The sequence below is a fragment of the Nitrosococcus halophilus Nc 4 genome (genome assembly GCF_000024725.1).
GTDB lineage: Bacteria > Pseudomonadota > Gammaproteobacteria > Nitrosococcales > Nitrosococcaceae > Nitrosococcus > Nitrosococcus halophilus.
This window is the reverse complement of record NC_013960.1, coordinates 1,029,345-1,051,619: the sequence shown is the minus strand read 5'-3', so window position 1 is coordinate 1,051,619 and position 22,275 is coordinate 1,029,345. Positions and strand designations below refer to the sequence as shown.

General features: G+C 53.5%; 22 protein-coding genes and 1 riboswitch. Of the genes, 6 read left to right on the top strand and 16 right to left on the bottom strand.

Annotated elements, in window-relative coordinates:
• Nucleotides 1-9 precede the first annotated feature (9 nt).
• Together rimK and NHAL_RS05220 are read left to right on the top strand one after the other, a co-directional pair.
• Nucleotides 10-915: a 30S ribosomal protein S6--L-glutamate ligase gene (rimK, locus tag NHAL_RS05225; protein ID WP_013032127.1), complete on the top strand. Its 906-nt coding sequence runs from the start codon at nucleotides 10-12 to the stop codon at nucleotides 913-915.
• 3 nt (nucleotides 916-918) lie between these two features.
• A complete protein-coding gene (locus NHAL_RS05220) occupies nucleotides 919-1,965 on the top strand; it encodes a succinylglutamate desuccinylase/aspartoacylase family protein (protein ID WP_013032126.1) in 1,047 nt (348 codons plus the stop codon).
• Between the two features lie 38 nt (nucleotides 1,966-2,003).
• Here NHAL_RS05220 and NHAL_RS05215 read toward each other — a convergent pair whose 3' ends face one another.
• The 4 genes from NHAL_RS05215 to NHAL_RS05200 all read right to left on the bottom strand — a co-directional run bounded on the left by NHAL_RS05215 (nucleotide 2,004) and on the right by NHAL_RS05200 (nucleotide 5,954).
• A complete protein-coding gene (locus tag NHAL_RS05215) occupies nucleotides 2,004-3,359 on the bottom strand; it encodes an MFS transporter (protein ID WP_013032125.1) in 1,356 nt (451 codons plus the stop codon).
• A gap of 61 nt (nucleotides 3,360-3,420) precedes the next feature.
• Nucleotides 3,421-4,305, bottom strand: coding sequence for a Clp1/GlmU family protein (locus tag NHAL_RS05210; RefSeq protein WP_013032124.1), 885 nt, complete (start codon nucleotides 4,303-4,305; stop codon nucleotides 3,421-3,423).
• 30 nt (nucleotides 4,306-4,335) lie between these two features.
• Nucleotides 4,336-4,971, bottom strand: coding sequence for a protein-L-isoaspartate(D-aspartate) O-methyltransferase (locus tag NHAL_RS05205; protein WP_238985497.1), 636 nt, complete (start codon nucleotides 4,969-4,971; stop codon nucleotides 4,336-4,338).
• Nucleotides 4,972-5,096: 125 nt separating this feature from the next.
• The gene (locus tag NHAL_RS05200) at nucleotides 5,097-5,954 is read right to left on the bottom strand and encodes an isoaspartyl peptidase/L-asparaginase family protein (protein WP_041354659.1); all 858 of its coding nucleotides are present in this window, start codon (nucleotides 5,952-5,954) and stop codon (nucleotides 5,097-5,099) included.
• A 26-nt stretch (nucleotides 5,955-5,980) separates the two neighbouring features.
• Between NHAL_RS05200 and NHAL_RS05195 the strand changes: the two genes are divergently transcribed.
• The gene (locus NHAL_RS05195; protein ID WP_013032121.1) at nucleotides 5,981-6,388 is read left to right on the top strand and encodes a secondary thiamine-phosphate synthase enzyme YjbQ; all 408 of its coding nucleotides are present in this window, start codon (nucleotides 5,981-5,983) and stop codon (nucleotides 6,386-6,388) included.
• Between the two features lie 27 nt (nucleotides 6,389-6,415).
• Here the strand turns inward: NHAL_RS05195 and hemH are convergent, their stop codons facing one another.
• The 3 genes from hemH to NHAL_RS05180 all read right to left on the bottom strand — a co-directional run bounded on the left by hemH (nucleotide 6,416) and on the right by NHAL_RS05180 (nucleotide 10,432).
• The gene (gene hemH / locus NHAL_RS05190; RefSeq protein ID WP_013032120.1) at nucleotides 6,416-7,522 is read right to left on the bottom strand and encodes a ferrochelatase; all 1,107 of its coding nucleotides are present in this window, start codon (nucleotides 7,520-7,522) and stop codon (nucleotides 6,416-6,418) included.
• Nucleotides 7,523-7,605: 83 nt separating this feature from the next.
• Entirely contained in the window at nucleotides 7,606-8,235 is a 630-nt protein-coding gene (locus NHAL_RS19690) for a hypothetical protein (protein WP_013032119.1), read from the bottom strand.
• 265 nt (nucleotides 8,236-8,500) lie between these two features.
• The gene (locus NHAL_RS05180; protein WP_013032118.1) at nucleotides 8,501-10,432 is read right to left on the bottom strand and encodes a TonB-dependent receptor plug domain-containing protein; all 1,932 of its coding nucleotides are present in this window, start codon (nucleotides 10,430-10,432) and stop codon (nucleotides 8,501-8,503) included.
• A 115-nt stretch (nucleotides 10,433-10,547) separates the two neighbouring features.
• Nucleotides 10,548-10,756, bottom strand: a riboswitch (cobalamin riboswitch).
• Between the two features lie 88 nt (nucleotides 10,757-10,844).
• On the opposite strand from NHAL_RS05180, the gene NHAL_RS05175 reads away from it, so the two are divergent.
• Complete coding sequence (locus tag NHAL_RS05175) at nucleotides 10,845-11,612, top strand: NAD(P)-binding domain-containing protein (protein ID WP_013032117.1); 768 nt, start codon at nucleotides 10,845-10,847, stop codon at nucleotides 11,610-11,612.
• A gap of 178 nt (nucleotides 11,613-11,790) precedes the next feature.
• On the opposite strand, the gene NHAL_RS05170 is transcribed toward NHAL_RS05175, so the two are convergent.
• A complete protein-coding gene (locus NHAL_RS05170; RefSeq protein WP_013032116.1) occupies nucleotides 11,791-12,408 on the bottom strand; it encodes a histidine phosphatase family protein in 618 nt (205 codons plus the stop codon).
• Between the two features lie 146 nt (nucleotides 12,409-12,554).
• Nucleotides 12,555-12,758, bottom strand: coding sequence for a hypothetical protein (locus NHAL_RS05165; RefSeq protein WP_013032115.1), 204 nt, complete (start codon nucleotides 12,756-12,758; stop codon nucleotides 12,555-12,557).
• A 723-nt stretch (nucleotides 12,759-13,481) separates the two neighbouring features.
• On the opposite strand from NHAL_RS05165, the gene NHAL_RS05155 reads away from it, so the two are divergent.
• Both NHAL_RS05155 and NHAL_RS05145 read left to right on the top strand, forming a co-directional pair.
• Nucleotides 13,482-13,847 (top strand): hypothetical protein, encoded by a 366-nt coding sequence (locus tag NHAL_RS05155; RefSeq protein WP_013032113.1) that lies wholly within the window; start codon nucleotides 13,482-13,484, stop codon nucleotides 13,845-13,847.
• Between the two features lie 597 nt (nucleotides 13,848-14,444).
• Nucleotides 14,445-16,895, top strand: coding sequence for a Lon protease family protein (locus tag NHAL_RS05145; protein WP_013032112.1), 2,451 nt, complete (start codon nucleotides 14,445-14,447; stop codon nucleotides 16,893-16,895).
• A gap of 45 nt (nucleotides 16,896-16,940) precedes the next feature.
• Here the strand turns inward: NHAL_RS05145 and NHAL_RS05140 are convergent, their stop codons facing one another.
• The 7 genes from NHAL_RS05140 to NHAL_RS19685 all read right to left on the bottom strand — a co-directional run bounded on the left by NHAL_RS05140 (nucleotide 16,941) and on the right by NHAL_RS19685 (nucleotide 22,026).
• A complete protein-coding gene (locus NHAL_RS05140) occupies nucleotides 16,941-17,285 on the bottom strand; it encodes a type II toxin-antitoxin system HicB family antitoxin (RefSeq protein WP_013032111.1) in 345 nt (114 codons plus the stop codon).
• A 3-nt stretch (nucleotides 17,286-17,288) separates the two neighbouring features.
• Nucleotides 17,289-17,564, bottom strand: coding sequence for a type II toxin-antitoxin system HicA family toxin (locus tag NHAL_RS05135; RefSeq protein ID WP_013032110.1), 276 nt, complete (start codon nucleotides 17,562-17,564; stop codon nucleotides 17,289-17,291).
• 82 nt (nucleotides 17,565-17,646) lie between these two features.
• Complete coding sequence (locus NHAL_RS05130) at nucleotides 17,647-18,378, bottom strand: M48 family metallopeptidase (RefSeq protein ID WP_013032109.1); 732 nt, start codon at nucleotides 18,376-18,378, stop codon at nucleotides 17,647-17,649.
• Nucleotides 18,368-19,918 carry a type I restriction enzyme subunit R domain-containing protein gene (locus tag NHAL_RS21785; RefSeq protein ID WP_238985446.1) on the bottom strand — a complete coding sequence of 517 codons (1,551 nt, stop codon included), beginning with the start codon at nucleotides 19,916-19,918 and terminating at the stop codon, nucleotides 18,368-18,370. The genes NHAL_RS05130 and NHAL_RS21785 overlap by 11 nt, the downstream gene beginning before the upstream one ends.
• 18 nt (nucleotides 19,919-19,936) lie before the next feature.
• Nucleotides 19,937-20,884, bottom strand: coding sequence for a DEAD/DEAH box helicase family protein (locus NHAL_RS21780; protein WP_238985445.1), 948 nt, complete (start codon nucleotides 20,882-20,884; stop codon nucleotides 19,937-19,939).
• Nucleotides 20,885-20,932: 48 nt separating this feature from the next.
• The gene (locus NHAL_RS21775) at nucleotides 20,933-21,529 is read right to left on the bottom strand and encodes a type I restriction endonuclease (RefSeq protein ID WP_238985444.1); all 597 of its coding nucleotides are present in this window, start codon (nucleotides 21,527-21,529) and stop codon (nucleotides 20,933-20,935) included.
• A 41-nt stretch (nucleotides 21,530-21,570) separates the two neighbouring features.
• Nucleotides 21,571-22,026: a hypothetical protein gene (locus NHAL_RS19685; RefSeq protein ID WP_013032108.1), complete on the bottom strand. Its 456-nt coding sequence runs from the start codon at nucleotides 22,024-22,026 to the stop codon at nucleotides 21,571-21,573.
• Nucleotides 22,027-22,275: the final 249 nt, after the last annotated feature.

Genomic DNA, 22,275 nt, shown 5'->3' with positions numbered 1-22,275 from the left:
GTACCGCTCATGAAGATCGCGATCCTCTCCCGCAACGCCAAACTGTACTCAACCCGACGGTTAATAGAAGCAGCGAAAGAGCGGGGACACGAGGTCCGCGTCCTGGATGTTTTACGCTGCTATATGAATATCGCCTCCCACAGGCCCTCCATTCACTACAAGGGTGAAGATTTAACTGATTTTGATGCAGTGATTCCCCGACTAGGGGCCTCAGTCACCTTTTATGGCACCGCCGTACTGCGTCAATTCGAAATGATGGGGGTCTATCCCTTAAGCGAATCCGTGGCCATCACCCGCTCCCGAGATAAGTTACGCTCATTGCAACTTCTGGCACGGAAGGGCATTGGACTGCCAGTGACCGGGTTCGCCCATGCCCCGGACGATATCGATGATCTCCTGAAAATGGTGGGGGGCGCGCCGGTCGTTATCAAGCTACTGGAAGGCACCCAAGGCATTGGGGTGGTGCTTGCCGATAACAAAAAAGCGGCTCAAAGCGTCATCGAAGCATTCATGGGGCTTAAAACTCACATTTTGGTGCAAGAGTTCATTAAAGAGGCTGCAGGTTCTGATATCCGCTGTTTTGTCATTGGCGATAAAGTCGTGGCGGCAATGAAACGACAAGCTCCAGAAGGCGAATTTCGCTCAAACCTCCACCGGGGGGGTACCGCCACCCTCGTCCGCATCACCCCAGAAGAGCGGTCCACGGCCATTCGCGCCGCCCAAACCATGGGTTTAAATGTGGCTGGGGTTGACGTCTTACGTTCGAACCATGGCCCCTTAGTCATGGAAGTGAACTCCTCCCCGGGCCTAGAAGGCATTGAAGCGGCAACCGACAAGGACATTGCCGGAAAAATAATTGAATTTATTGAGAAAAATGCTACTCGAGGCCGAACCCGAACCCGCGGTAAAGGCTGAACCATGAACCACACATTTCAGATCGGAACCCATAAGGTAGGTCCGGGGGAACGGACAACCCTTGATCTCACCGTCCCCCACCTCTACACCCATACTGCCGTCTCCATGCCAGTCCAGGTAATTAATGGGAAACGCCCGGGGCCAAAATTGTTTGTCAGCGCCGCTATCCATGGGGATGAAATTAACGGGATTGAAATCATCCGCCGGTTAGTGGGGCTTCCGGCCCTGCGGCGACTTCGAGGAACCTTGCTTACCGTGCCGGTGGTCAATGTTTACGGCTTTGTCAATCAGTCCCGCTATCTTCCCGATCGGCGGGACCTGAATCGCTCCTTCCCAGGCTCTAAAACCGGCTCCTTAGCAGCCCGCTTAGCCTACCTGTTTATGGAAGAAATCGTCGCCCGTTGTACTCACGGGGTTGATCTACATACCGCCGCGATTCACCGGGACAATTTGCCTCAGATCCGAGCCTTAGTAGATGATCCGGAAACCAAACGGTTAGCCCAGGCCTTTGGCTCCCCCGTCATTCTCAACTCCGATCTGCGGGACGGCTCATTACGCCAAGCAGTGGCCGACCAGGGTATCCCGGTCTTGTTGTACGAAGCGGGGGAAGCGCTGCGCTTTAACGAGTTTGCTATCCGCGCCGGCGTTAATGGGATTGTCTCTGTCATGCGAGAATTGGGAATGCTCCCCTCACGCCGAAAGAAAAAACCCCGGGCCGGGCCCGTGGTTGCCCGTTCTTCAAGCTGGGTTAGGGCGCCCCAGAGCGGAATTTTGCGTTCACTGACCGCCCTGGGCAACCATGTCAAAAAAGGAGATACCATGGCCATGGTTGCCGACCCCTTTGGGGAAAAGACCGAAGCCGTCATCGCCCCTTTTTCAGGAATTGTAGTGGGACGCACCAACCTGCCCTTGGTCCACGAAGGCGAAGCCATCTACCACCTAGCCCGGTTTGGAAAACCTGAAACAGTTGCCGAGGCCTTGGAGGCCTTCCAACTGGAACATAGCCCAGAAAGCAGTCTTCCCCTTCCCGAAGAGCCCCCCATCACTTGAACTTCAACCCCCATGCCTGTGCCTATTTTGGGCAAACGCTAAAGTGAGCTATTCCCCTTTTGTTCATAGGACAGGGAGGCGTCTAAGTCAGTTCTAGAAGCATTCGACGGGGAGCCAGTTTTTGGTTTCTCTTCAGAGCCAGCGCTTGGCTTCAAATCCAGTTCTGGCTCTAAATCGGCTCCCGGATACATTTCAAGGGCAGCTTGAGAAGTTCGTACCATGGGGACAAACTCCCCCTGTTCTTCAACCGGTACAGGAGCACTCCGCCGCGTGCGGTAAAGGCCAAACAGTCCAAGCAAAGCTAGAATTGCCGCCAAATACTCTAGGAAAGAGGGCGCTCCCCAAGTGGCTATACAGAAGCCGGCAACCACCGGCCCTAGGGCAGAACCGGCACCATAGACTAATAAGATGCTTCGGGTCGCCTCCAGGACTTCCCCCGGTTTAAGGTGATCATTTAAATGGGCTACAGCCAGTGCATAAACTGGAAAAGAAACGCCTCCGTAAAGAAAAGCGAGCAGCAGTAACACCACGACCGAACCATCTAAAACCATTAAAGCGCCAAAAGCAGTCGCAGCACTGGCCAAACTGACCACGATGAGCACATCGCGGCGATCCCAACGATCTGATAAATGCCCTACCGGCCATAACAACAGCGCGCCCCCAAAGATAACTGCGCTCATGAAAGCCGAGGTCCCAGAGACTGAGAGCCCAATACTTTGGGCGAAGACGGCCCCCATCCCCCAGAAAGCACTGCTGGCAAGACCAGCAACCAAGGCTCCTACTACCCCTAGGGGGGAGACAGAATAAAGGGCTTTGAGGTTTGATTGAGGTGCGGGGACCGGCTTTGGCTCCACCATTTGAGTCAATGCCACCGGGATCAGCGCCAGGGAAATGAATACTGTGGCCAAGGCAAAGCGGATGAAACCCTGACTATCCTCTATTAAGAGGAGGAATTGACTCAGCCCCAAAGCCACCAGGGTGATGCTCATATAGATAGCAAACACCCGACCCCGACGATGGTGGGAAGACTGCTCATTAAGCCAACTTTCAACAACCATATAAAGGCCCACTATGGAGATACCCGAAATGATTCGCAAAATAGCCCACCAGAGGGGATGAATCCATAGCGCAAAACCCATCGCTGCTGCTGAGCCCAGGGCCGCCATGGTGGCAAAAACACGGATATGCCCCACTCGCTTGATCAAAGGGGGGCAAAAGAAGGTGCCAAGCACATAGCCCAGAAAAAAAGCGGATTGGATGAGGCCAATAATCGCCGGACCGAATTGCTCCTGATTGGCTCGTACCCCGACTAAGGTGCCTAATAGTCCTGATCCCAATAGCACAATGGCGATGCCGAAAAGCAACGAAGAGATGGATTGTAGCTCACGTACCATATTGCAGCGCTTTACCTAATTTGCTCACTGAGTACCAACTTTCCTCTAGCCATTTAATTTTTCATTTAGCCGGTGACTTATCCCCCTGGAAAGGGGAAGACAACTCACACCCATCAGAACTAAGATAAAGGCTCCCAAGTTGCAATATGCGAATTGCTTGCCTTGCAACAGGCGTTAGGAGTGAAACCGTACCGCGGCGAAAATTCACTTGCCGAACGATAGCCAATCCCAACCCCTCCCCTTGAGAATCAGCCAAGCCACAAAGCAGATGATGGGCAAGCCTAACGGAGACGAAGCCTCGCTGAACCACCAACTGCCTGAGCCGTAAGCGATGCTCTCTGGCACCTTCAAAATAGGTCCGAAACGCTTGTTCGCGGGCCGCCCTTCTGATATCAATAGACTTTGCTTTTGTCTGGGGCGAGGAACGAAGCCGGATCACATTATAATTGCGACAGGCCCTCACAATAGGACCCAGCTCCTGTTCTTTTTCTAGCGCCACGATAACCTGAGGGCGTAAGGAATCAATCTGGAAGGTCTTAAGTACCCTGCCACTGCCGGTGACCAAACCAGAGGTATCAATGATCACAAAAGGAGCTTGTGCAAGCTCCACCATCCGTTTGGTTCCCACCACCACCGGCAGTAAATGCCCTATGGGAGAAACAGCCCCCACAAAATAGAGCGCAGCCAGTGGTGCCTGGCTAAGTTCAAGCGCCTCATCAAGATAGGCGAGGGAAATGGTCGCCGGGGGGCCAACATCTTTCTGCCCCACATCGGCATCCACAAAGGCCACCCTAAAGCCTGCCGCAGACAAGGTCTGCCCTAGAAAAGCGCAATAGGTGCTTTTACCCCGATCGGTCGCCCCAAGCACTAGGATTCGATGCCATTGCTGCTTTAAGATCTGTTCGGCGGCAGTTCGCCAAGGCGTCGGGATATCGATGGCAGACATTGCCTATTTTGTGGCCTTTTCATTCCCACATTAGGGGGAATATTCCTGATGCTCTCCGGTTAAAGGCACAAAAGATACCCTGAATATACTACGTGTATCGATTTCGTTATTTTCCTTCTTTTCTATCACCATAAGCTCTTGATCAAAGCTCACTCCCAGGGGAAGCACCAATCGTGCACCTACCTTGAGCTGCTCAATCAGTGGCGCTGGAATAGAAGGTGCCGCCGCAGTCACTATGATTCCATCAAAGGGCGCCTGCTCCGGCCACCCAAAATAACCATCGCCGACTCGGGCTTCGACATTGGTATAACCCAGCCGCCACAACCGAGCCTCTGCTTGTTGGGCTAATTCCTCAATAACTTCAATAGTGTAAACTTTTTTGACTAGCTTAGAGAGAACCGCCACCTGGTATCCCGAACCTGTGCCTACCTCCAGGATGATATCATCGGGGGCGGGTTCTAAAAGATCAGTCATTAAAGCGACGATATAGGGTTGGGAAATGGTCTGTCCATGCCCAATAGCAAGGGGGCCATTATCATAGGCATAGGGACGGAGCTCATCCGGCACAAATTCATAGCGCGGCACGGCTTTCATGGCCTCCATAACCCGCTTGTCGAGAGCTTCTTTACCAATCCAGCGTTGGGTAATGTCAACTTCCCGCTGGATATCCTACAACATTTGTCGACGAGCTCTCATTGTCATTACCCTTTGCAAAACCCACCCAAAAGGACGCCCTAACATTGAGGTAAAGAAGGTGCGCAACATCTAATAGTTTTCAAAAATAATCCCCATTAAATATCCAGACCCCATTGACCGTCATTGGACAACCAACAGACAGGCATGTGGGAGGTATTGTGGGCATAGCCCACCCTTCCCTTACGATCGACGATAATAAGACCTGCCTCACTATGGGTTCCTCTCACCAGAACAGCCAGGGCCCGTTGTACCGCAACCAGGGGATGATAACCCGCCTGTAGCTCTCCCATCGCCGTCTTTGCCAACACGGTGCGAATAATCGCCTCTCCAATACCGGTACAAGACACCGCGCCGAAGCAATTGGCATAAGTGCCACAACCAATCAAGGCCGAATCCCCGACCCGGCCCGGTAAAGCATCGAATAACCCCCCCGTTGAAGTGGCTGCCGCACTGCGCCCTAGCTGATCCACAGCGGCACACCCCACGGTACCGTGCTTTCTCTCCCAGCGCTGGCGCTGGTGTTCCACAATCAATTCCCCATTGGCGCATAGTTCAATGCCCACTTTTCTAGCAAAGCTCAAGGCACCCTCTCGGACTAAGAGCACCTCTCGGCCCCTATCCAGCACCTTGCGGGCAAGCCGAATAGGGTTGCGAATACGATCTATGGCCGCTACTGCTCCAGCAGCCAGGGAGGAACCCTCCATGATGGAAGCATCCATTTGAATTTCCCCAACCCTATTGAGTGTTGATCCTGTCCCCGCATTATAGAGGGGGTTGTTTTCTAAACTCTCCACCGCCATCTGGACCGCATCCAAAGCCGAGCCACCCTCTAGCAGCAGGCGCCAGCCCACGAGCGCCGCTTCTTGACATCCCACCTGGCTTGCTTCTATATGATGATCAGCCATCCGGCCTGCTCCCCCATGGACGATGATGGCGGGGAATGTATACTTCATAGTTTTATCACACTTAGGTACTGAACATGCGGCGGTTGATTGAGCTCCAGACTCATTATCGAGAAGAGTTGGTAGATATCACTGAAGCTGTCAAGCAGGCAGTAAAAGAAAGCGGTATCGACAACGGCCTTGCAGCACTTTACGCCCAGGGGGCAACTGCGGCACTGATGATTCAGGAAGGTTGGGACGCCAGCGTACGCACGGATGTGATTCACTGCCTCCAGGAACTGATCCCACGGGGAGTGTGGTTACATGATCGCCAAGACGGCAATGGCGATGCTCATCTCAAGGCCGGTTTCATCGGCCCTTCAGAAACTATTCCTATTATCGAGGGAGAGCTGGGATTGTCAACCTGGCAAAATATCTTTTTTTGCGAATTCGATGGGCCACGGAAAAAACGAACCCTGGTATGCACCCTTATCCGTGACCCTTAACCTGCACAACCGCCCCCCCTTTTTCGGTTACTGTTTGGCCCCCAGAGCCAGGGCCTGTTGGCGGCTTATTTTAGCCGCTTGCGTCACCGCCTCTTCATCCCAAACCGAGCTTGCCTCTGGCCACCCTTGAATATGCTGTTCAACCAAGTCGGCCAAAGCGCGGATATGAGCAGGCTCATCGTTAAGGGCAGGGATGTAGTGATATTCTTTCCCTCCCGCCTCTAAAAATAACTCCCTATTCCGTTGGTCAATTTCCTCCAAAGTTTCCAAGCAATCGGTGGCAAAACCCGGGCAAACGATGTCCACCCGCTTCACTCCACCCTCAGCCCACTCCCGCAAAAGGTGATCGGTATAAGGTTTGAGCCATTCTTCACGGCCAAAACGGGACTGGAAAGCCACTTGCCACTCCCCTTCTTTCAACCCTAGGCGTTCTGCCAACAGACGGGCGGTCTTATGGCAGTGGCAGTGATAAGGATCGCCGGCCAGTAAATAACGCTTCGGCAGACCATGGAAGGAAAAGAGCAAACGCTCTCCACGCCCTGCTTCCTCCCAACTGCGCCGAATAGTCTCCACCAAGGCCTCCAAATAGCCAGGGTGATCATGATACTGGGTGATCATCCGCAGCTCCGGTATCCAACGCCAAGTGGAAAGAACCTGGGCTACCGCATCAAAGGCGGAACCGGTAGTACTGCCCGAATACTGGGGATAAAGGGGAAAAACCAACAGCCGCTGGGCCCCGGCTTGACGCAATTGTTCCAAAGCCTCTTCAATCGAAGGGGTGCCATGGCGCATTCCCAAGCTCACCTTGAGGGGACCACCCCGGGTATCCAGTTCCTCCTGCAGAGCACTGCCCACCCGCCGGGCAAAGCTCAGTAGCGGAGCCCCATCCTCACGCCAAACGCTTTCATAGAGGCGCGCCACCCGGGAGGGCCGGACCCGCAAGATAATGCCATGGAGAATCAACCACCACAGGGGACGGGGTATCTCCACCACCCGAGGATCAGACAAAAATGCCGCCAAAAAGCGCCGTACCGCAAGAGCCGTCGGGGCTTCCGGGGTCCCTAAGCTAGTCACTAGCACCCCTGTGCAACCAGGCGCGTCATGGCGATAGTCCGAATTACCTTTAAAATCCACGTGTTAACCCCTGCTACCCTGGTCGTGAAGTACTCCCCCTAAAGGGAAGACGAAAACATTAACTTCTATATTATACCCACAACTCAAACCGTCTTATTAATGGTAAGCGGGTCCTCTTTCTTCGCCGTCAGCGCCTCACGGTAGGCATCAATCCCGGCATGGGCAGCACCGACCAGCCACCCCCCAGGGCGATGGCTATAGCGCTCATTGGCCGGGGCAACACCCCGGCTTGCTACTTGGACAGAGGCATTTTCCAATCCTGCGGTGAGACTTTCCTCCGGTCCCTGCGATTTAAGCGGGCCGGCATCCAGGGAAGAAGCCACCGACTCAATCGATACCGCCGCCTGGGACAAAACCTCCTCTCTTGGCTCCTGGTGCAAGAGAGCAACCACATGTCCCTCGATATCATCGCCACTAAAGTGCTCAAGAGCCACATTGGCGGCGGCCACCGCTGCCCCGATGGGACCGCCGAATAGGGCGCTACCCGCTAGCCGGGAAGCCGGATCAATAGTATCCCCGGAAAGCTCGCGGTAAAAACTGCCAACCACCGGCAAGTGGTGCAAGGGATTGACCACATCCAGCAGATCACCAAAAGTCAATCCATCCTCTCCAAAGGGTTTAAATTCCGGATTCGAAGAAATCTCCTGGGCGGGCTCCTTGGCCTGGGGAAAAGCGGAAGTGGTGAGCGGGTTCATTACGACCGGGATTGACATCACGAAATTCTCCGAATGTAACCATAAGGCTACAGGCAAATTACATACCAAGTATTGTTTTGCCGGATATACGCGACGCTTAACCTCCAGCCTACGGGCGGTTTATTAGCGCCTCCTAGGCAAGGTCATTGCCCGAAACGGATAGGCTTGCCTCCTCTTCATTTGCTCAATTCTCCCCATTTAAAACACAACCCCATCCCTTTTGTCAGCCGAAGAAACAGCCCCTCCCTAGCAAGCAAACCGGCAATTTTTGCCGCTAGAGCGGTCAAAAAGAAAGCTTGACGCCCCCAAAACCGGAGAGACCCGGTGTGCCGAATCCGAAAACTTCCTGATATTGCTTATCCAGAAGATTATTCACCCGGGCGAATAATTGAAAATTGTCGGTTAAATCGTAGGAAGCAGCGAGATTAACCACCGTATAGCTGGATAAGGGAATATTTCCCACATCTTGCCGGCTACCCACATAGAGCACCTGAAGATGGAAGTTCGCTTTGCCGAGAAAATGGTAATTCACATTGACAGCCGCTTTGTGTTCAGGACGCCGAACCAAGAACTCGCCGGTTTGCCTGTCTTTGGTTCGCATTTGGGTATAGTCTCCCCGTAAGGTCAGCCCCTCAAGGGGGGTCAAGGCCATGAAAACCTCCCAGCCTCGAGCTTCAGCCTCGGCGATGTTAATCAGTTGGAACTTATCAGAAGCCACTTGGCTAAATTGGATGAGATCAGTAAATTCATTGTCAAAATAGGCCGCCCCCAAGACCAGCTGATCACTCCAAAGGGATTGCTCCACCCCAATTTCCCAAGACTCGCTTTCTTCAGGGTCCAAGTCTGGATTGTTGAATTCAAACCGGGTGTCCATGGTAGTGGTATTGAAGCGATCATCAAACAGCTCGGACAAAGAAGGGGCTCTGAAGCCCGTTCCGTAGCTGCCTCTGAGCTTGGTGCCAAGAGGGTCTAATACCAGTGCAGCGGTGACTCGCCCGGTGATTTTGGAACCAAAACGATTATGGTCGTCCAGGCGCACCCCCCCGGTAAGAAACAGCCTGTCCCATAAATCCAGTTGCTCTTGCAGATAGTACCCGGTGGTGTGGGCGGTTTTCCGGGGAAGTGTCGAAGTTGGCGATTCGATCTCCAGTCGCTCTTCTTCTGTGGTAATCCCCAAAGTCAAAGTATGGCTTCTAGAAAGGTACACATTGTTTTGCCAATCCACTTTGACTTTTTCACCCTTAAAGGCGCCTGGAAAGGGGAAGGGATTCTGGGGATCCGGCCGATCCTTGTTTTCCCTATCGTGGTGGGTAAAAGAGATCCCTAGCATTTGCTCCCATAATCCCTCGAATAAGGTGAGCCGCCCCTGGCCTCGAAGAAAAAGCTGCTCCGTATCCAGAGTCGAATTCGGATCATCAATGGGCAAGAAGCGGCCCAAGGCATCTACTGTGGATCCATCAATTTCCGTATGCCCATCGTTATAGCGCAGAGTGACATCCAGGGAAAAATTTGGTCCAGGGGTCAGACCCAAACGCCCTGCAAAGGTGGTATTTCGATAGCCGTCTTCTTCAGAATTGCCTAGCCGGGAATCAGCCGCTGAAATGCCCTCGCTTTCCAGGCGAGCCCCGGTCAAGCTGTAATTGATCAACTCACCCCCTCCGTTGATGCCGCCGGTCACCTTGAAGGTGTTGAAAGAACCGCCTTCGGCACGGGCTGTTAGCTGGGGCTTGCCGCTCCCCTTCTTGGTAATAATATTGATGACTCCGCCAATGGCATCAGAACCATAAAGGGTACTTTGCGGTCCTCGCAAAATCTCAATGCGCTCGATATTATCCGTTAGCAAGTTGGCAAAATCGAAGAGTCCACCGGGATTACTGGGATCATTAGCCTCTACCCCATCGATGAGCACCAAAGTATGGTTGGCGTTGGCCCCCCGCAAGAATACCGAAGTTTGCTGCCCTAAACCCCCACTTTGGACCACATCGACTCCCGGCAAACCCCGCAACACCTCCAATACCGGCATTCTTTGCCGCTGGGCGAGATCCTCGGCGGTGATGACACTCACGGCGCTCCCTACCTGGCGCACTGGAGTTTGGGTACGGGTCGCCGTCACCACTATGGGCTCCAAGATTTTTTGGGTCGGTGGCTCATCAGCATAGGCCGGGAACCCCAAAATGGCTAAGCTGCCTAGTCCAAACGCTGAAAATATTTTCAACGGTCTCTCTCCTCTGGGACCGTGCACACCCGCACGGAAATCATTACAGGCACGGTGAAGAGGAAGACAACAGAGGGGACTAAAGGGAGTCACCCAGCACCGTCGCCCTCCGCAACATCGCATGGCACTCTAGGCCGGTCTCCGGGCTCGCAAGTGGCGGAAATCACAATATCCGCCAGTACTGATCGCCTTCCCGCGAAAATCCGCAGTGGCTTAGTAACCAGTCTCTATCTTGCCTACCGTTGCGGGGGCAGCGTCGGCTTTTGACCGACTTCCCGTTTAACCCCTGGTCAGGATCGGGGCACCTGTAGTGAGCTGGGCAATCTAGGGAAATGGCGCCTCACTGTCAACATTTATCGCCCATACCGTTATCATGAAAGGAGGTTTAGTGCAGAATGAGAGTTAAAAAACAATGAAACCACCTATTGTGATTATCGGTATCGGCGAAATGGGCGGAGTATTCGCCCGAGGCTTCCTGCGCTTGGGGCATCCGGTTTACCCCGTCCCTCGGGATCTGGCCCTGGAGGAGGTCGCCCAGGAAGTGCCTTACCCAGCCCTGGTCTTAGTCGCCGTTGCAGAAGCGGATCTCCACCCGATACTAAAGCAAATACCAGGGCCCTGGCAAAACCGGCTAGCCCTATTGCAAAACGAGCTTCTACCCCGGGACTGGCAACCCTACCCATTTACTGACTTGACCGTTATTTCAGTCTGGTTTGAGAAAAAAGCAGGGCAAGATGTTAAAATTTTGCTCCCTTCTCCGGCTCATGGCCCGGGAGCCCCCCTGCTGGCCTCGTCCTTAAAGGCATTGACCATCCCCGCCCAGGTTCTGACCACAGAAGCAGAACTCCTCTTTGAGCTAGTGCGCAAGAATGTCTATATCTTGACTGTGAACATTGCCGGGCTCATCACCGGAGGCGATGTGACCACCCTCTGGAACCAGCATCAGGACCTGGCCAAAAGGGTAGCGAAGGATGTCCTGGACCTTCAGGAGTGGCTGGCGGGAACCTCCCTTCCCCGAGAACGGCTTATTGAAGGCATGGTGGCCGCTATTGAGGCGGACCCCCAACATAAATGTACAGGCCGATCAGCGCCCGCCCGCCTGGAACGGGCCTTACAACTGGCGGGAGAAGCTGGGCTAGAGGTCGCCACCTTGCGTGAAATTGCCCACCAGCGAACTTAACAAAACAGGTAAGGGGTTGGTTTTCCTGCCTCTCATCCTTCCTCTTCGTGCGCCTAGCATATGCTACTTGTCGGCCTGTAGAGCGGTTGAACAGAACGAAAACGACCCCATTCCTCCCAAAATTTTTGCCGAGATACTTATCGGGAGCAGAGACAGACTGCCCTTCCACCCTATTCGGCTAAAGACTGGCCCCATGAAATATCAGTTGCGACCCCGCTCTTGGGCCATTACCCCCGATTTGAATCCGGCTGATGCCAGCATTGGGAACATGAATACGAAAGATGGTTTCTAGGGGCATACCCAACACATGGCGTATCACCATCCGCATCGCTCCCGCGTGGGCAACCACCAGCAAATGCTCTCCACTATGGCGGCTCAGCAATTCTTCCCAAGCGGCAATAACCCGATCTCGAAATTTCAAAAGGGGTTCCGCGCCCGGCGGCGTATGCCGTACAGGATCTTCATAAAAGCGACGGAGAGCCTCGGTCTCCCGTGCCATGACTTCAGCGGCAGTGTACCCTTCCCAGGCGCCAAAACTAATCTCTTTTAACCGTTCCTCCAATTGCAAAGGTCGCCCCTGGCGCTGGCTAAGTTCATAAGCAAATTCCGCACAGCGCTTGAGAGGAGAACTAATGATCCGATCCCAAGGACAATGCTCGCCGACAGCAGCCCGCATTTGGGACCAACCCTTTTCACTCAGGGGGTCATCCAGATGCCCTCGGTAACGGCGCCCTCCCACCGGCTCACCATGGCGGATCAGATCAATAAGCGTTGGAATAGAATTTGACTGCAACACCCCTCCTCCAGCATCATGCCCTGTACAGTGCTGGCCTTACTTTATCAAAACATCACGAAAATTACCCAACTGTTGACCATGATCGAAAAAAGCCCCGTTCAAAGAAACAGGGCTTTTTTCGATCAGATTTTTCGTAGGAATGAATATCAAGGAAGGTCCTCCCATTCCTTGCCTTCCCCATAGTGAAGCCAGAGTTTGGCGGCTGTCTCGCCGACTTTCTCGCCCAACGCCGCCGCGGTTATCCCTCCCACCAGGCCGCCTATGGCGAGAGACCCTCCCCGCATGCTGGCCATAGTCTTGTTATCAAGTTCCTCGTGCCTTTCTAAATCCTTAACAATTAAGTATGTCATTGCCGTATCCTCCTCGTTTGATAGGGGTGAATAGAGCAAAACATCAGTTCTCTAATTAAAATCAAAAAATGGGTCCGGGATTAGGGAACGTGGGTCCCGGACGGGGAAATGTGGGCCCTGGATCGGGGAATGTCGGTCCAGGAAAGGTAGGCCCTGGCTCAGGAAACGTGGGTCCCGGACGGGGATAGATAATGCTAGACGCTCTACCCTTACCGCCTTTGATAGCAAGGGCCATTGCTTTTTTATCAAGTGCTTCGTTCCTCTCTAGATCTTTGATTACCAAATGAGTCATGATTTGTCCTCCTAATCGGTGAACATTAAAGCTGTTCAATCAAGCGCAATACTTTGGCTCTCGCCTTTAAAGCTATTGCCCGCTCTTAATAAGATCAGGAGCAACCAGTATGCCAGCTTCTCCGCTTTAAAATTTAACTTTCTGAATTGCAATTTTTTTTATAGGGAAAGCAATGAATCTGTTGACACCCCTATGCTATTAAAAAGTTGCCTTTCAGAAAACAAAGCAGTACCACTATGTTGGCTTCTCAATAACGTAGTGCAATGGGAAGCCGGAATAACATCAAGGAGAGTGAGACTCGGATCAGGGCTCGCACCCACCTTGTCTTTGCTCGAACATCAAGCGCAAAATTTATAAGTACTCGAGAGAATAAAGGATCAAAGTTTAACGCCTGATTGCCACCCCGCCCTCATTTTAGGGAGATGCTATAAATGATTGAAAAACTAAACAAACTAGCCATTTTTATCAGTCCATTGAAGTGGCCAGCGCTAATCATTTCAATTGCTTTATTAGTTGTCGCGGTAACTATAGCGGTCAGCTCAAGCTCCCGTGATGAAGATATCCTATTGATACCTTCTATTGTGGGCTTTGTATGGTTTCTCTGCATCTATGTATTGATATCGAATTTTCAAAATATTCCGAGAAAAATAGAGCCAGAAGACGGGTGGTTTGCTCGAATTAAAGTTCGCTTATATCGATTTTGGTTTTTAGTACTTGGATTGTTGTTTATCTTAACCACGGGATTAGTATTATTTATTTCTTACAGACTAATCATGGATTGGTTAAGCCGATATTAACAGTGCTTGGATTGATAGAAGCATGAAAGGTGGACGATAAGAAAGAAAACCCAAGGAAAAGTTTCTTGGTAGGACATAATCAGATTACCTCAGATCGGTCACTTCTTTAATTAACAGACGTTCCCGATACCAAGTGGGTACGGTAAATCCAATAAATAAACCAATCGCCGCAGAGAGGGGCAATACTCTTAGTTGCGGGGGGCACCTCCAAGTTTTGTTTTTTTGGCAGTTCAGAGCTGAATTCCGGCGTAGATTCTTTACTGCTTTTATCTCTGTTGTCTCTCAATCAAGCTATTTATCAGCCTACTGTAGGTGCTGGGGTTTTTCGGTAATTTACAACACTCTATCCTGGTGAAATATTGACATTAACACTTCACGCTGAAGGGTAAGCGACTTTCGGAGGCTGGAAGGTTTTATATAAAACTCTAGACTTAATTGGAATACACAGGGGCAAAAAACCGGCCGACAGCAAATCCCTGAGAACCAGCGCGGAACACTGCACCAGACCCTTTTGGTTAGTATCAACCGTATCGCCGCCGCCATAAGAAAGTGCGGGATAGAAATTCCCTAACGAAAAAAAACCAGGAGCAGCCAACAATGAGATTGCCAGAACTTAATGCGTCCGACTTATATCACGCCTGTGATCTCAAGCAGTTCTCCTTTGAAACCACCGAGGAACTGGAATCACTGACCGAGATCATTGGCCAGCGGCGAGCCGTAGAGGCGGTACGGTTCGGGATTGACATCAATCAGGAAGGCTACAATGTCTTCGTACTTGGCCCGTCAGGTGCGGGCAAGCGAACCCTGGTGCGGGAATTTCTAGAGCAGCGGGCACCAGAGGAGCCAACTCCGGATGACTGGTGTTATGTCAATAATTTCGACCAACCCCATAAACCCATTGCCCTCAGGCTGCCTACCGGCAAGGGACCGCAGCTGCGCGATGACATGGAACAACTGGTGGAAGATGTACAAAGCGCACTATCCGGCGCTTTTGAGAGCGATGAATACCGCCAGCGGCGGCAATCGCTGCAGGAAAGATTCACCGAACAACAACAAAAGGTCGTTGAGGAACTCCAGCAAAAAGCCCGGGAACGGGGTCTAACCTTTATGCAGACTCCAGCCGGACTGGTCTTTGCTCCCTTGGATCCCCATGGAAAGCCGATGAGTCCAGAGGAGGTGCAGAAATTGTCGGAAGAACGACGCCAGGAGTTCCAGGCGGCGGCACAGGAGATGGAGAAGGAAGCGCAACGGATTATGGAGGAGACCCCTCGCGCGCAACGCCAGGCCCGCCGGGAGCTCAAGGAACTGAACCATCAGGCAGCCGAACAGGCGGTTGAACCCTTGATTGATGAGCTGCGTTCCCACTACGAGGATCATCCCCGAGTGCTCAGCTATCTAGAGGCCGTCAAGGGGGATCTGGTGGCTCAGGCTGAGGAACTGCTGAAGTTGCAGCGTGAAGAACACGAACAAAAGCAACCCAAGCAACCGATGGGGCCAGCCGGCGCACCGATTCCCAAATCAATCATGGAGTCGGCACTGCTGCGCCGCTATAGGGTCAATGTGCTGGTGAAACACGATCCCTCAGAGGGGGCTCCAGTCATATCCGAGGACCATCCCACTCACCAAAATGTTATCGGCCGGACCGAGCATCTGGCCCAGATGGGCGCCTTGATTGCGGACTTCAATCTGATCAGGTCGGGCGCACTGCACCAGGCTAATGGCGGATATCTAATCCTGGATACCTATAAATTGCTGCCACAACCCTTTGTATGGGAGGCATTAAAGCGGGCCCTCCAGTCCAAGGAAATCCGCATCGAGTCGCCACAAGAAATGATGGGGTTGATCAGCACCGTCACCCTGGAACCCGAGCCTATTCCTCTAGACATCAAGGTGGTGTTATTAGGTCCCCCCCTATTCTTCCATTTGCTGAATGCTCTAGATCCGGAATTTGCAGAATTATTCAAGGTACCGGCAGACTTCGAAATCGACATGGATCGGGGCGACGAAAATATCCAGTTGTATGCCCGGCTACTGGGGACCTTGGCCCAAAAGGACCAGCTACGACCGTTCCATCGTGCTGCCGTAGCGCGGGTGATCGAACACAGCTCAAGGCTGGCCGGCGATGCGCAGAAGCTGTCAATACATATGCGCAGCGTGGCCGATCTGATGCGGGAAGCTGATTACTGGGCGCGCCAGAATGGTCATGATGCGGTAGGGGTCAAGGATGTACAGCGGACCATCGATGCCCAGCGCTATCGGGCGAGCCGTCAGTATGAGCGGGCCCAGGAACTGATCCAGCGCGATCTGATCTTGATTGACACGGAAGGCGCTAAGGTGGGCCAGATCAATGGACTAGCCGTGACGCCGTTTGGCGACTTGCTGTTCGGACGACCCAACCGGATCACGGCACGAGTGCACATGGGCAAGGGCGAGGTTATCGATATCGAGCGCGAAGTGGCCTTGGGTGGACCCCTGCACAGCAAAGGGGTGCTGATACTGGCCGGTTTCCTGGCAGGCCGCTATGCGCGCACTCAACCGCTTTCCCTATCGGCGAGTCTGGTGTTCGAGCAATCCTATGCCGAGGTCGAAGGGGACAGCGCCTCAGCGGCGGAACTGTGCGCTCTGCTTTCTGCCATCGCCGAGGTGCCCCTCAAGCAGTCGCTGGCCATCACCGGATCAGTCAATCAGCACGGCCAAATTCAGGCCATTGGCGGAGTTAATGAAAAGATCGAAGGTTTTTTTGACGTCTGTCGGAGCCGTAATCTTAGCGGGGAGCAGGGGGTGCTCATCCCCGCGGCGAACGTTCAGCACCTGATGCTGCGCCAGGAGGTCATCGATGCTGTGGAGGCTGGCAAATTGCATATTTACCCGCTCAATACCATCGATCAAGCCATGGAAATGCTTACGGGTCTGCCTGCCGGGGAAGCCGACGAACAGGGCAACTATCCAGCCGATAGTTTAAATGGCAAAATCAGTTCGAATCTGGCGGAGTTGGCCCGGCGACGGCAGCAATTCCTGCCAGTCTCGGAGAATAGGGAGGGCAATTGAATCCTGTGATCACCCAGCCCCTTACCGATCATCCAGGATGAGAAATTAAGGGCTCAGCCGATCCTCAATATACTCCCGCAAAGCCTTGGCCACCAAATCATTGAGACTCACATCCAACGCCGCCGCCTTCTCCTGAGCCCTGCGGTGTAAGCTGGGATCGATGCGCACGTTGAATTTGCCCGAGGCGGGCTTATCTGGTGGCACCCCAAGCTCGGCGCACATCTGTAAATAGCCTTCCACAGCCTCCACGAAGCTGGCCTTAATTTCGGATACTGTCGTGCCTTCATAGGTCACGATATCGTTGATATTGAGCACGCGCCCATGGAGCACGTCATCCTCGGTGCTGTATTCCACACTCCCGTAATAGCCTTTATGAAAAAGTCTGTTCATCAACTACCTCACTGTGGCCGGAGTGATCCCCGCTGCCTCTAACAAATGCTTAACCGCTTTGACTTGGTAGGCCTTGGCCTCTTTATGAGGATGGGGACGATGCAAATAAGCGCGCCGTTCGCCTAATAACAAGCGCACCGCTGAGCCGCTTCCCTCTAACACTCTCCCATCGCAGGCCAGCATCAGCTGCTCAATATCCTGCCAGGCAATCTGCAAATGGGGAGTTGGGCGAGCAAAGATAGCCTCAAGCGTTCGTTTTTGCTTCTTATTGAGCTTCATGGCGCCACTTAAATTCAGTACCAAATTATAGTACTGAATAGAGGCCTTAACAAAATCTATCCTCCCCCTTTAGCATCTAGCCTCACTCATCCTCCCAATGCTCATGGGCCAATGGTATTTGGTTCAACTCCTCGTGCCGCAGGCGCCATGGGGGGAGGAATTGGTCCATTAAATGCCGAAAGCGATCGTTATGGTATCGCTCTAGCAGATGCACCATCTCATGAACAAGGATGTACTCCAGGCACCGGAAAGGGTGCTTGGCCAAATCCAGGTTGAGCCAAACCCGCCGCGCAACGATATTGCAGGTGCCCCATTTGGTCTTCATTTTCTTGATACCCCATTCGGCCACCTGAACGCCTATCACCGGTTCCCACCGGGCAATGAGATCCGGCACGAGGACTTTCAGTTCCCGGCGGTACCATTCATTGAGAATCGCTTGGCGCTTGGCGGCATCGGTCCCAGGCCGCACGAATAATTCCAGGGCGGTGTTCCCTTTTAACTGCACCCTGGGGGCGGCATTTTCCTCGATAACGTGGAGACGATAGCGCCGCCCCTGAAAATAGTGGCTTTCGCCGGTGACCATCTGCCGCGGAGACTGGCGCGGCTGTTCGAGAAAGCGGGCCTGCTGGCGGCGAATCCAACCTAGCTTGGAGATCACCGCCAGGCGAACAGCCTCGTCATCCACTCGCAGGGGCGCCGCTACCCGGACCCGGCCGGCCGGCGGATAAACGCCCAAATGCAAATTTTTGATGGCCTTGCGCACCACTTCCACCCGAAGGCCGCTGACCTCAATAAAATGGCGTTTAGTATTCACGCTGATTTTTCACCAGTTCAAAGATCTCGGGTGTTTTCACTGCATACTCGCCGAGTTCTTCCCGAATAGCGTTTTCCACTTCCCGCTCCTTGAAGCGGTTACCCCGCCAGTCGTCCTTCTTAGTGTAACGCACAGCAGTGTCGATCTTGACCGCTAGCGCTTCATTGTGGTCAAGGTTGTCGTAAAGGGCCCGCCTGGCCGGGGTGTCCAGGGAGGTGGGATAGGCAGTAGTCGCGGTAGGCTTTTTCACCTTGCCGGACAATTCCACCAGCTTTTTGAGATATTCTTGGTATGCCAACGCCTGGGCCTTGCGCTCCTGAATCAAGGCATCCAGCAATTGGGACATTTTCTCGTAATATTTGGGATTCACCGGCTGCTCATCGATAATCAACTTGCGCACATTGTTCTCGATGGTTTCGGCCATGGCCTCGGGGTTGTCGCGAATCCCTTTGGGCAGCCTGTCCAAGGCCCCTAGTCCCTGCTCCACAATCAGCTCCACCAGACCCAGATCATCGAAAGCCGAAATCGCTTTACTATCCTCGGCCTGGAGGTAGGTATCCAGCAGATGGCGCATGGCGGGCTCGAATACTTTCATGTCCACGTAGTCGCCGCTGCCAAGCTTCACCTCATGGCGGACCTTCTCGTAGTGGTCCACTTCTTGCCGAATGGCCTCGATTTCAGCACTGCGGTAACCGGCTTTCGGCATTTCATTGGCTAGATTGGCAAAGGCCCGCACCAGGGCCGCCACCCCTTTGTAGAGGGCGATCCGCTTGGGCTCGTTGTCCTTGAGGGCCTCCTGGTCGCTCGTATCAGCGGCGCAGAAATAATGCAGATAGGCCCCCGTGTCTTTGGGAGGCGCTACTGGCTCACAGAGGGCCTTGACCGCCTCCCGGGCTTCTTCCAGTCGTTCCCGGCCCTTCTCCAGGCGATTTTCCAGCAGGCCCGCCACATCCGCCCGGTCATAGCCCTCCAGGGCGCCGCCGGTGTAGTCGCCAATGGCCCCCTCCAGGGACTTGAACAGGTCCTTGTAATCGATGACATAGCCGTATTCTTTGTCGTCTCCATCCAGCCGGTTCACCCGGCAGATGGCCTGGAACAGGCCATGGTCCTGCATCTTTTTGTCGATATAAAGATAGGTGGCCGAGGGGGCGTCGAAGCCGGTCAAAAGCTTGTCCACCACGATAAGGAGCTTCATCTGCCCCGGCGCTTTGACGAATTTTTCCTTGACCGCTTTTTCAAATTCTTCAGTCCGAGTCATGGCCTTGTCTTCGGGCTCCTCGAACCAATCGGCCAGCATTTTTCGGTAGATGTCATATTGGCGCAGTTTCTCCGTCAGCCCCTCGCCGCTCTCCTCGCCCTTGATATCGTTAGGCGAAGGCTTATAGCTGGTGACAATGGCGCATTGACCCGCCAGGGGAGTCTGGGCAAACAGTTCATAGAGCTTGCAGGCCTGGTAGATGCTGCTGGAGACCAGCAGGGCATTGCCCCGGCCGCTCATCAGCCGGTCCCGGGTCTCCATGTCGAAGAGGATGTCGGCCACAATCTTCTCCAGGCGCGACTAGGAGCTGAGCACCTTTTGCAGGGTGCCCCATTTCCGCTTGAGCTGAACCCGGGCCAGATCCGAGAGCCCCCGAGTCTTGGCATCAAACCACTGGTCCACCCGCTGGGGCGAGGTCAAGTTCTGGTCGATGTCCCGGGCCTCATAGCGCAAGTCCAGCACCACGCCGTCGCGCACCGCCTCGTCGAACTTGTAGGTATGGAGGTAAGGGCCGAAGACCTCGATACTCTTTTGCTTATCGGCCTTTAACAAGGGGGTGCCGGTAAAACCGATGAACAGGGCATGGGGCAGCAGGGCCTTCATGGCCCGATGAAGCTTACCGGACTGGGTGCGATGACACTCGTCCACAAACACGAAGAGCTGGCCCTTGGCTTGGAAATCAGAGGGCAAGCTCCTTTCCAGTTCCTCGATAAAGGCCTCGGTGGCCGTCTCTTCACTGGCGCCGAATTTATGGATGAGGGAGCATAGTAACCAGGGCGTGGTGGCATTGAGTTGGGTCATCAGGTCGGCGCCGCTTTGGGTGCGGTAGATGGCTTCGTTCACTCCCAGGAACACCCCCTCGATCTGCTCATCCAGCTCGGTGCGGTCAGTGATGATGAGCACCCGGGCGTCTTCTATATGCTCCCGTATCCACTTGGCGAGCCACACCATGGTGAGGGACTTGCCGGAGCCCTGGGTGTGCCAGAGGATGCCTCCCTGCCGGTTGCGCACGCTCTGTTGGGCCGCCTTGACCCCGAAGTATTGATTGTGGCGGCAGGTCTTCTTGACCCCGGCATCGAAGACCATGAAATCATGGATGAGTTCTAGAAAACGGGGCTTGTTGCAAAGTTGAAGCAACGGCCGGTCCAGGGCGTTCTCAATATCGCTTTCTTCCTTCCAGCTCGGGTAATGTTTTTCCGGCGTCTCGATGGTGCCGTAGCGCAGCCCTTCGCTATCATTGCCGGCCATGAGCAGTTGCAGGGTGGTAATACCAATTTGACAAAAGAATGCAATTTATTAAGGTTGTAAGTGTTTGTTTAAATTAGACCTATACAGTGCAAAATTACATGAAATTGGTATAAAAAAACCGCGGATGAAAGCTTTTTTCTGGTTATCCAGGTTCTGGCGGACACCCTCGCTCACCGCCACGGTGGAGCGTTTCAGCTCCAGCACCCCCAGGGCGATGCCGTTGACATAGAGCACGATATCGGGACGCTTGGTATGCTCGCCCCGGATGGAGACTTCTTCGGCAATAGCGAAGTGGTTTTGCTCCGGGTGGTCCCAGTCAATGAACCACACGGTCTGGTGATGTTCCCCCGCCCCTTCCTTGACCTTCACCCCGTAGCGCAGCAAATCATACACGGCCCGGTTGGCGTCATAGAGGTGTTTTCCCTCCCCCAGGGCGGCGGCCTTGCCGAGCTGATGGAGGGCGCGGGCGATAAGGGCGTTGGAGACACCCCCCTTGGCCAGCCAGGACCGCAATAGACCCTCTTCGATATTGCGATTCCCTTCCCGGTCACTCCAATTGCCCAAAAATTCGTAGCCCAGTTGCTCCCGGAATAATTTGATGACCTGCGCCTGGGTTTGGCGTTCTTTTTGGCCGACGGTGGTCATCTTTGTTTTTTCTTGCGCTTATTCTTCAAGTCAGCCCTCATCTAAATAGCGGCATATCGGCGGTTTAAAAATGCCCGAATCCGGCGATTGCTCCAATCATTGCCTAAGGTAATTACGCAGTCCACAATATGAGTGACTATATCGCCGTTCCACACGGGGTCAGGATCTCGCTCTTCTTCAAGCTCACAATCCCGCTCCTCACCTGCTTGGGTTATCAACCAAACCGCATCACGCTCATACTCTGGCAATTCCGTGACATAGGCGCTGACCAACTCATGAATAGTAAATTCATATGTATTCCAATATAAGGACTCTTCATCCTGGAGCTGAACGCAAATTTCCTCCCAGGTATTGTTTAGGCCCGAGTCTTCCCCGGAGAGCAGACCGTCACTAGACGCCATGCGTTGGAGGTCACGAATAGTCTTGCGGGCGATCCGCTGACATACCTCTTCAGCTAAAATGCGTACAATCCTATACTCGGAGAGTTCCTTTTCCATATCAACTATTGCAGTTTTTCAGTAATTGTATTTTGCTGGCGAGTAGCTTCTGCATCCTATCCTGCTCGCCACTCAAGGCGGCACATCTCAGCGTAGAAGTCCAAGCAGAGCATTCTCTGAGGGAAGTGGGGCGACGATGTTTGGTCAATTACCGTGCTCCAGGTACAACGAAATGGGCTTGATTTTCTCGCCCTGTGGATGCTATATTTATAAACAGTCTCATCCACCTGATGTGGAAGGAGCATCCGA

Coding starts and splice junctions, on each gene's coding strand:
- rimK (WP_013032127.1), top strand. CDS start 10: ATGAAGATCGCGATCCTCTCCCGCAACGCCAAACTGTACTCAACCCGA.
- NHAL_RS05220 (WP_013032126.1), top strand. CDS start 919: ATGAACCACACATTTCAGATCGGAACCCATAAGGTAGGTCCGGGGGAA.
- NHAL_RS05215 (WP_013032125.1), bottom strand. CDS start 3,359: ATGGTACGTGAGCTACAATCCATCTCTTCGTTGCTTTTCGGCATCGCC.
- NHAL_RS05210 (WP_013032124.1), bottom strand. CDS start 4,305: ATGTCTGCCATCGATATCCCGACGCCTTGGCGAACTGCCGCCGAACAG.
- NHAL_RS05200 (WP_041354659.1), bottom strand. CDS start 5,954: ATGAAGTATACATTCCCCGCCATCATCGTCCATGGGGGAGCAGGCCGG.
- NHAL_RS05195 (WP_013032121.1), top strand. CDS start 5,981: ATGCGGCGGTTGATTGAGCTCCAGACTCATTATCGAGAAGAGTTGGTA.
- NHAL_RS19690 (WP_013032119.1), bottom strand. CDS start 8,235: ATGTCAATCCCGGTCGTAATGAACCCGCTCACCACTTCCGCTTTTCCC.
- NHAL_RS05175 (WP_013032117.1), top strand. CDS start 10,845: ATGAAACCACCTATTGTGATTATCGGTATCGGCGAAATGGGCGGAGTA.
- NHAL_RS05165 (WP_013032115.1), bottom strand. CDS start 12,758: ATGACATACTTAATTGTTAAGGATTTAGAAAGGCACGAGGAACTTGAT.
- NHAL_RS05155 (WP_013032113.1), top strand. CDS start 13,482: ATGATTGAAAAACTAAACAAACTAGCCATTTTTATCAGTCCATTGAAG.
- NHAL_RS05145 (WP_013032112.1), top strand. CDS start 14,445: ATGAGATTGCCAGAACTTAATGCGTCCGACTTATATCACGCCTGTGAT.
- NHAL_RS05140 (WP_013032111.1), bottom strand. CDS start 17,285: ATGAACAGACTTTTTCATAAAGGCTATTACGGGAGTGTGGAATACAGC.
- NHAL_RS05135 (WP_013032110.1), bottom strand. CDS start 17,564: ATGAAGCTCAATAAGAAGCAAAAACGAACGCTTGAGGCTATCTTTGCT.
- NHAL_RS21780 (WP_238985445.1), bottom strand. CDS start 20,884: ATGGCCGGCAATGATAGCGAAGGGCTGCGCTACGGCACCATCGAGACG.
- NHAL_RS21775 (WP_238985444.1), bottom strand. CDS start 21,529: ATGACCACCGTCGGCCAAAAAGAACGCCAAACCCAGGCGCAGGTCATC.
- NHAL_RS19685 (WP_013032108.1), bottom strand. CDS start 22,026: ATGGAAAAGGAACTCTCCGAGTATAGGATTGTACGCATTTTAGCTGAA.